7 protein-coding genes are annotated in these 8,226 nt (G+C 44.8%); all 7 read right to left on the bottom strand.

The window, feature by feature from the left end:
- Positions 1–373 precede the first annotated feature (373 nt).
- Positions 374–973 (bottom strand): hypothetical protein, encoded by a 600-nt coding sequence (locus JHD69_RS07650; RefSeq protein WP_199138978.1) that lies wholly within the window; start codon positions 971–973, stop codon positions 374–376.
- 50 nt (positions 974–1,023) lie between these two features.
- The gene (locus JHD69_RS07645; protein WP_199138976.1) at positions 1,024–1,596 is read right to left on the bottom strand and encodes a UbiX family flavin prenyltransferase; all 573 of its coding nucleotides are present in this window, start codon (positions 1,594–1,596) and stop codon (positions 1,024–1,026) included.
- A 211-nt stretch (positions 1,597–1,807) separates the two neighbouring features.
- Entirely contained in the window at positions 1,808–3,433 is a 1,626-nt protein-coding gene (locus JHD69_RS07640) for an NADP-dependent glyceraldehyde-3-phosphate dehydrogenase (protein ID WP_199138974.1), read from the bottom strand.
- A 3-nt stretch (positions 3,434–3,436) separates the two neighbouring features.
- Positions 3,437–5,008: an MFS transporter gene (locus JHD69_RS07635; RefSeq protein WP_199138972.1), complete on the bottom strand. Its 1,572-nt coding sequence runs from the start codon at positions 5,006–5,008 to the stop codon at positions 3,437–3,439.
- 95 nt (positions 5,009–5,103) lie between these two features.
- Positions 5,104–5,766, bottom strand: a complete 663-nt coding sequence (locus JHD69_RS07630; protein ID WP_199138970.1) for a bifunctional 4-hydroxy-2-oxoglutarate aldolase/2-dehydro-3-deoxy-phosphogluconate aldolase — start codon at positions 5,764–5,766, stop codon at positions 5,104–5,106.
- Positions 5,767–5,768: 2 nt separating this feature from the next.
- Positions 5,769–6,788, bottom strand: coding sequence for a sugar kinase (locus tag JHD69_RS07625; RefSeq protein ID WP_199138968.1), 1,020 nt, complete (start codon positions 6,786–6,788; stop codon positions 5,769–5,771).
- A gap of 1 nt (position 6,789) precedes the next feature.
- The gene (gene uxaC, locus JHD69_RS07620; protein WP_199138966.1) at positions 6,790–8,190 is read right to left on the bottom strand and encodes a glucuronate isomerase; all 1,401 of its coding nucleotides are present in this window, start codon (positions 8,188–8,190) and stop codon (positions 6,790–6,792) included.
- Positions 8,191–8,226: the final 36 nt, after the last annotated feature.

Below are 8,226 nucleotides of genomic sequence, written 5' to 3'. Positions count from 1 at the left end.
CCCCCCCCCCCCCCCCCCCCCCCCCCCCCCCCCCCCCCCCCCCCCCCCCCCTTTTAGATGTGTATAAGAGACAGCTATAGCCTGCATCGGTAAATAAACGGCCAATGCTGGATGTTTCAGAAAAATTAAGCTTACAGCCAAGCGTATAAAATGCAACCTTTTTCATTGATTCTGCAAAGATAACAATTTTGATGGAGTTAAACGCCAAGCCCACTGCGTTTGACAGCTTGGTTACAATTGTTCAACAGTTTTTTAGTTTGTTAGTTGATTGGTTTGTTAGTTGATTAGTTTTTTAGTTGATTAGTTTTTTAGTCTATTGGTCTATTATAGGAATACTGTCCAATTCTAACGCAACAGTTGATTGGAGAAAGCGCTAATTCTTAATCATGTATTTATAGTAGTAATTGTATTTTTTGATATAGGCACGTAGGGTATCAAAGCTGAAGCTTTTTTCCTTTTTAAAGTCTTCCAACAGTTCTGGATAGCTCGCCATCAAGGCATCAAAGTTCTTTTCTCTTTCGTTTCTCGAACCGCTTAATATGGCGCTGGTTTTGATTTCCAACAATTCGCCATCATCTTTGCTGGCATACCACGTCTCTGTACTCCCGCCCCCAGTCATTACGCCCCTGGCACCCACGGTTCCTGGATAGTTCATTACTGATTTATAAAGTTTGATTTTTCCGTTCTCTAATCTTTCAAGAAATTCAGGTTTCCGCTGTTTGTTGAGTGTTAATGCTACAAAATAGCTGCTGTCTTTTGAATTGAAATATTCCTTGAACCTGTTTGTCTCCAACTTTTCGTTTTCAGCTTTTCCGCTCGCCTTGAATTTGAGCGCACCGAAAAGCGATTTGGTCATTTTCCCTCTTACAGTATCGCCATTTACCAAGATTACATAATCTTTTTGGGCAAATGCCTGGCCGGCGGTCAAAAAACTGCAATAAAAAGTGAAGAGCAACAATAATTTGGTTTTCATGCTGGTTAAATTGGCTGGTTGATGTGATGTTTTAAAAACTTGACAGGTACCTAGGGCAAGTCATTCCATCGGTAGCTTGGCTGTTCCAAACCGGCCAGATCGATTACCCTATCAATGACGGTTTGGGCCAGTTCTTCGATGGTTTTGGGCAGACTGTAAAATGACGGATTGGCGGGACAGATGATTCCACCGGCTTCGGTTACGGCTTTCAGGTTGTTGATGTGGATGAGGCTAAAAGGCGTATCGCGAACAACAGCAATCAGCTTTCTTCTTTCCTTCAAAATCACGTCGGCTGCGCGCGAAATCAGGTCGTTCGAAATGCCATGGGCAATACGGCCCAAGGTACCCATAGAGCAAGGCGCAATAATCATGGTATCGAATTTGGCAGAACCCGAAGCAAAAGGCGCATTGAAATCCATTTTGGGATAAAAGGTAAAAGGATAGTTGTCGTATCCCGAATTGCCCAGCTCGAATCGCCAAACTTCCTTAGCGTTGTCAGACATCACTACGCCTACTTTTTCGATCTGACCGGAAAGCTTCAGCAGGTTATCCAACAACAATTTAGCATAAATGGCACCACTGGCTCCGGTTATGGCAACAACGATTTTTTTCTTTTGGCTCATATGTACCAAAGATACAAAGCTTAAAAACAAAAAAGGGCCAGAAATAAATTTCTGACCCTACATCTACCTATGAAAAACATACCCCCGAAAGGGTAAGCCCAAATATAACTACATTTACTTTAAAAAGAAAGTTTAAACATACTTTTTTTATTTATCGTATAAATGTGACATAAAAAAAACTTACATCGACTAAAAAACCTTGTTTGACGCATTAGAAAAGGTATTTGGTGCTTAAAAAATTTGAACTGTTGCTGTCAATAATTTCGTTGAGCAGGTGTTTGTTGTTGTCGTTAAGCTTGGTGGCCACCAAAGAACGGATAGAAAAAGAGCGTAAAGCGTCAACAACCGACAAAGTTCCTTCGGCGCTGTCCTTTCTTCCTGTAAAAGGGAACACATCCGGACCGCGTTGGCATTGGCAGTTGATATTGACCCGGCTTACCTGATTAACCAGGGGATCGATCAGCGCGGCCACCTCCTGGTCGTTATTGCTAAAAATGCTCACCTGCTGGCCGTGGGTCGATTCGATAAGGTATTGGATGGTTTCTTCCAAATCATCAAAAGGCACTACCGGCACTACCGGACCAAACTGTTCTTCGGTATATAATTTCATTTCGGCGGTAACCGGATAAACTATAGCTGGATAAACGAACGATTCGTTGGTGACTCCCCCATTTTCGTTAACGATTTTGGCTCCTTTGGCAAGGGCATCGTCTAAACATTCTTTTAAATAGGCTGGCTTGTGCGGTTCTGGCAATGGCGTAAGCGACACGCCTTCTTGCCAAGGCATACCGAATTTGAGTTTGGCAACTGCTGCCGCAAGTTCTTCCAAAAACTGATCGGCCAGGCTCCGGTGCACAAAAATAATTTTCAATGCCGTACACCTTTGTCCGTTAAAAGAGAGCGAGCCCAACACCGTTTCCTGTACGGCCAGCTTTAAGTCGGCCTGTGCGGTAATGATGGCGGCGTTTTTGGCATCCAATCCTAAAATTGCACGCAAACGATTTACTTTGGGGTGCATTTTCTTTAACTCGTTGGCCACCTTGCTCGAACCGATGAGCGTAAGCACATTGATTTTGCCCGATTGCATCAAACCTGGAATAATTTTGTTGCCACGGCCATAAATAGTATTGACCACTCCTGGCGGGAAACAATTTTTGAATGCTTCCAGCAAAGGATAGAACAACAGCGTACCGTGTTTAGGCGGTTTAAACAAAATGGTGTTGCCCATAATCAGGGCCGGAATCAAGGTGGTGAAGGTTTCGTTTAAAGGATAGTTGAACGGCCCCATGCACAACACGACGCCCAATGGCGAGCGACGGATCTGCGCTACAATGCCCTGTTCCATGGTAAAACCCGATGATTGTCTATCTAGATCTTTCAAGGCATCGATGGTAGCGTGGATATATTCGATGGTACGGTCGAACTCCTTCACCGAATCGGCATAGGTTTTACCGATTTCCCACATGAGCAGCTTGACGACTTCTTGTTTCTTCTCGATGATCTGGTGCGTAAACTTCTCTACGTGCTGGATGCGTTGCGCAACACCCATGGTTGGCCATTCGCCACGGCCATTGTGGTAAGCGTTAACCGCTGCCTCTAAAGCTGCCGAAGCTTCTGCCTCGTCGCAAAGCGGATAGGTTCCGATAATTTTTCGTTGCAAACCATGGGCTGTTTTTACGCATACCGGCGAGAGCACGGTGTGTACTTCGCCATTCCATGGCAACATTTGGCCATTGGAAAGGTACTCTCGCTGGTTCACCTCGGCTTCTAACTTAAAAGCACCAGGTATCTGCTCTTCCGTTGGGAAAAGATGGTCTAGTTGTTCTTGAAAACTCATGGCTTATAGGTCGTTGATTACTTTATATTTAGGAACTAGTGATTTCATGATAAACCAGGCCAGCAAATAAGCTACGGCACAATAGGCAAACATAATGGTGTAACCCACCGTCATGTTCGATTGTACCAAAGGCTTTTGAACCGCCAGTAACTGGTCAAACAAAGCGGGGTTAATTGCTTTTACTTTAGCTGCTACTTCTGTAGGCAACTTGCTGAGTTCCATGGTGGCCAAGTTTACTTTATCGCCATATTTGCTCAACAATTGAAGCGAGCTGATCTGGTTAATGAAATCGGCATTGCCCAGCTCCTTAAATTTGGCAAAAGATTCGCCTATTCCCTTATGGGCATAGCTATCAAAAATCCAGCCGCCAATTTTAGTGATGAGCACACCACCCAAACCGCCAGCCATGCCACCAATGCCCACCACCGAACCTATCGCTCTTTTAGGAAACATGTCTGAAACTGTGGTAAATATATTGGCCGACCATGCCTGGTGTGCTGAAGCGCCAACACCAATCAGTACTACCGGCACCCAATAAGAATAATGACCAAATGGCTGTGCCAATAACACGACCAACGGGAAAACCGCAATCATCAGCATGGCTTTCATCCGGCCATCATACGGTGAGTAACCTTTATTAATGAAGTGTTTTGGAAACCAGCCCCCGCCGATACTGCCCACCATGGTCATACTATAAAGTACGGCCAAGGGAATGGTAATATCCGGACCTTTCATTCCATATTGATCTTTTAAATAACCAGGCAACCAAAACAGGAAAAACCACCACACACCATCAGTCATGAATTTACCAATAACAAACGACCAGGTTTGTTTGTAGCCTAACAGTTTTAACCAAGCCACTTTTTCTTGTTTGCCGGCAACCGTTTGTTCTTCATCGCTATTGATATAAGTTAGTTCGGCAGCGCCTAGTCTCTTTTGCTTTTCTGGACTTTCATAAAAAACAAGCCAGAAGAACAGCCATAAGAAACCAATGGCTCCAATAATTTCGAAAGCGGTTTCCCAACCCCAGTGCGAAGCAATCCAAGGAACCGAAATTGGTGCCAAAATAGCACCCACATTTGCCCCAGAGTTAAAAATACCCGTTGCCAACGAGCGCTCTTTCTTAGGGTGGTACTCGGCTGTAGCTTTAATGGCTGCCGGAAAGTTTCCTGCCTCGCCAATGGCCAAAACCGCCCTCGAAAACATAAAACCCAAAATAGAAACCGGAATGGCGGTTAAACCCAAAGTGGTGAGCAACGACGACAAGCTGCCGCCAATGGTAATGGCATAAGCGTGGATAATAGCACCGATAGACCATACGATAATGGCGATGCCGTAGCCCCATTTGGTGCCCAGTTTATCTACAAACCGGCCGGCAAACAACATGGCAATGGCATAAGTAAACTGGAAAACCGCAGCAATATCTGCGTAATCGCTGTTTGACCACCCGAACTGTTCTTCGAGGGTAGGCTTTAATAAACTCAATACCTGCCTATCGAGGTAGTTTACGGTGGTAGCAAAGAACAACAGTGCGCAAATAGTCCACCTGTAATTGCCGATTTTAACTTGGTTCATTTGATTTGGTTTATGTTGGTTGATGGTGTATTATACGTTTAAAATTTAGTTTTATATCAATTCGTTGGTGAAGAACACCAACGAAGACTACACATTCATGGTTTTACTTTATTTACGATGGCCAAGGTTTTCGTGGTCAGTGAAAACAAGGTATCATAATCTTTATTTTCTAAAATCTGCTTGCTTATCAGCTTGCTGCCCATGCCTACGGCACAAACGCCTGCCTTGAACCAGCTATCGATATTGCTTTCTTCAATTTCTACCCCGCCTGTTGGCACAAATAACTGGCCTTGAAATAGCTCTTTGATGGAAGATAAGTAGCTTGGCCCTAAAATATTGGCCGGAAACAACTTGATAATTCCCGCCTGGTTTTGGTGGGCCAAATTGATTTCGGTTGGACTCATGCAGCCTGGGATCCATAGCTTGCTGGCTTCGTGAACCAATCGGCCTACTTCCAAATCCACTACGGGGCAAACCACAAAATCGGCATCAATTGCCAAGAAAGCTTTCGCCTCTTCTACATTTTTAATGGTTCCGATACCCAGAAACAAATCCTGCATTTCGGTTTGAAGCGTCTGTTTAATGAACTTAAAGTTCTCCAGAGCCGCATCGCCCCTGTTGGTATATTCGAAAACCCTTACACCTGCACGGTAAAGGGTACGGATAATGTCTAAGCTTAGTTGGGCATCTTGATCATAAAAAAGCGGCAACAATCCCTGGGTTTTAATGGCCTGTATAGCGGTTTCTTTGTTTTTCATCGTTATTGGAATTGATGTTGGGTTAATGTTCGTTCGATGGCAGCTACATTAGCTGTTGTGCAATCGCTCAGGATAAACAGCTTGTTAAAGGCCGCGGCCGTGGCAAAATCAACGATATGCTGTGGCTCGTTTTGGTTGTAGAAACCATAAATCAGACCCGCCATGTAGCAATCGCCACTGCCTACCTTGTCTAATATTTCGGCCGATTTGTATTCTTTTGAAACGTACAGCTGAGCATTAGCGTACAAGGTGGTATAATATTGAATGCCTTTAAGGTAATCGAAACGGAAAGTATTGGCTACCGTTTGGCATTTGGGGTATTGTTGAATAATTTCTGCTGAAGTTTTTTGAGCTTGCGCCAGCAAAGCTTCCTTGTGGGCTTCTTCTATGCCGTTGGGCAGGCTAATATCGAGCATTTTATGGGCCGCCCAGATATTGCCCATAATCAAATCGGCGTATGGGGCCAGTTGAGGCATCACTTCGGCCGGCTGTTTGCCATATTGCCAAAGCTTGGCACGATAATTCAGGTCGACAGAGATTTTGATGTTACGTTTGCTGGCGGCCTTAACGGCTTCGAGACAAACATCGGCTGCCGCTTGGCTCAAGGCCGGACAAATGGCACTGAAATGAAACCAGCTGATGCCTTCGAGCACTTCATCCCAATTGATTGTGCAGGTTTGGAGCATGGCAAAGGCCGAATTGGCCCTATCGTAAATTACCCCTGCATTTTTGAGGTCTTTGCCTTTGGGCAGGTAATATAATCCTATCCTATCGCCACCCTCATAAATGCGCGAGGTATCGATGTTGCACCCCTGCATATAACCGATCAGCTGTTCTGACATGAAATTTGCAGGCAAGGCCGTGAAATAAGCCGATGGCACCTCCCACAAGGCCAATGCCGTAGCCACATTAAGCTCGGCGCCGCCTACATAAAAGGGCAACTTGTTTTCTTTTAGCCATTCGCCGTCTCCATCTGGACAGATGCGCAACAACAATTCTCCGAAGCTCAGTACCTTGCCCATATTAGAAATTAAAATAAGTTTTGGCGTTATGGTAGCAAATGGCCTGGATTACCTCTCCCAACCAGGCTTTATCGTTTGGCAATTCGCCGTTTTCTACATCTGTACCAAACAAATCGCAAAGGATGCGCCTAAAGTATTCGTGGCGGGGAAACGACAGGAAGCTTCTCGAATCAGTTAACATCCCTACAAAACGACTGAGCAAACCCATGTTAGACAAAGCGTTCAGCTGTTTGATCATTCCATCTTTTTGATCTAAAAACCACCAAGCCGAGCCCCATTGCACTTTACCTGCCACCGTACCGTCATTATAATTTCCAATCATGGTAGCCATCAGTTCATTATCGGCTGGATTGAGGTTATACAAAATGGTTTTAGCCAAGGTATTGCCCGAATCAAGTTTATTGAGAAATTTAGCCAATTGTTTGCCCTGAACAAAATCGCCAATCGAATCGAAACCAGTATCTGGGCCCAAAGAAGTGAGCAGGCGATTATTGTTATTGCGCAAGGCACCCAAATGGTATTGCTGTACCCAGCCTTTTTCGTGATCCCATAAGGCGAAATTGAACAGCATGGCCGATTTGAACTTCAGGTTTTCTTCCCTGCTCAGGCTTTGTTTGCTTCTGATTTTGGCAAAAATGGCCCTTACTTCGGCTTCCGTATAGTCTTCGGCATAAATCTGCTCCAGGCCGTGATCTGAAACCGATGCACCGTTGCTGGCAAAATAATCGTGTCGCGCTTTTAGGGCGGCCAAATAGCCTTCGTAATTGGCAATCTCTGTTCCGCTAATGTCGGCTAATTTATCGATATAGGCATTCAGGGTATCCACATCGTCGGCATTCATGGCTTTATCTGGCCTAAATGCAGGCAATACCTTGATCTCGCAACTGCTGTTCTTGAGCTGTTGGTGATATTCCAGCGTGTCTAGCGGATCGTCGGTGGTACAAAGCGTTTGAACGTTCATCATGCGCAACAAGCCTTGCACACTGTATTCCTTGGTTTGCAATTTGGCATTGCACGCGTCGTATATTTTTTGGGCATTGGCAGCCGATAGCGTTTCATGGATGCCAAAATAGCGTTGCAACTCGAGGTGTGTCCAGTGGTACAGGGGATTTCTCAACGTATAAGGAACCGTTTCGGCCCATTTTTCAAATTTTTCGAAATCCGAAGCACCGCCGGTGATGTAATATTCGTCGATACCATTGGCACGCATGGCCCGCCATTTATAGTGATCGCCATAAAGCCAAACCTGAGTAATGTTTTCAAAGTTCTGATCGGCAGCGATCTGATCGGGCATTAAATGGTTGTGATAATCAATGATCGGCAGCTGCTTTGCAAATTCGTGGTAAAGCATTTGCGCCGTTTGGCTTTGCAATAAGAAATTATCGTCTAAAAAGTTTTTCACGCTGTTTTATTTATAGTTCGTTATCCGAAAAACGGG

Source organism: Pedobacter sp. ASV12 (assembly GCF_016429155.1).
Taxonomy (GTDB): Bacteria; Bacteroidota; Bacteroidia; order Sphingobacteriales; family Sphingobacteriaceae; genus Pedobacter.
Note: the sequence above shows the minus strand (reverse complement) of the source record. Positions and strands in the feature narration are given on the sequence as shown.

What these genes read in the sequence shown, in the direction of transcription:
- JHD69_RS07645 (WP_199138976.1), bottom strand. Translation starts at nt 1,596, where the DNA reads ATGAGCCAAAAGAAAAAAATCGTTGTTGCCATAACCGGAGCCAGTGGT.
- JHD69_RS07630 (WP_199138970.1), bottom strand. Translation starts at nt 5,766, where the DNA reads ATGAAAAACAAAGAAACCGCTATACAGGCCATTAAAACCCAGGGATTG.
- JHD69_RS07625 (WP_199138968.1), bottom strand. Translation starts at nt 6,788, where the DNA reads ATGGGCAAGGTACTGAGCTTCGGAGAATTGTTGTTGCGCATCTGTCCA.
- JHD69_RS07635 (WP_199138972.1), bottom strand. Translation starts at nt 5,008, where the DNA reads ATGAACCAAGTTAAAATCGGCAATTACAGGTGGACTATTTGCGCACTG.
- JHD69_RS07640 (WP_199138974.1), bottom strand. Translation starts at nt 3,433, where the DNA reads ATGAGTTTTCAAGAACAACTAGACCATCTTTTCCCAACGGAAGAGCAG.
- JHD69_RS07650 (WP_199138978.1), bottom strand. Translation starts at nt 973, where the DNA reads ATGAAAACCAAATTATTGTTGCTCTTCACTTTTTATTGCAGTTTTTTG.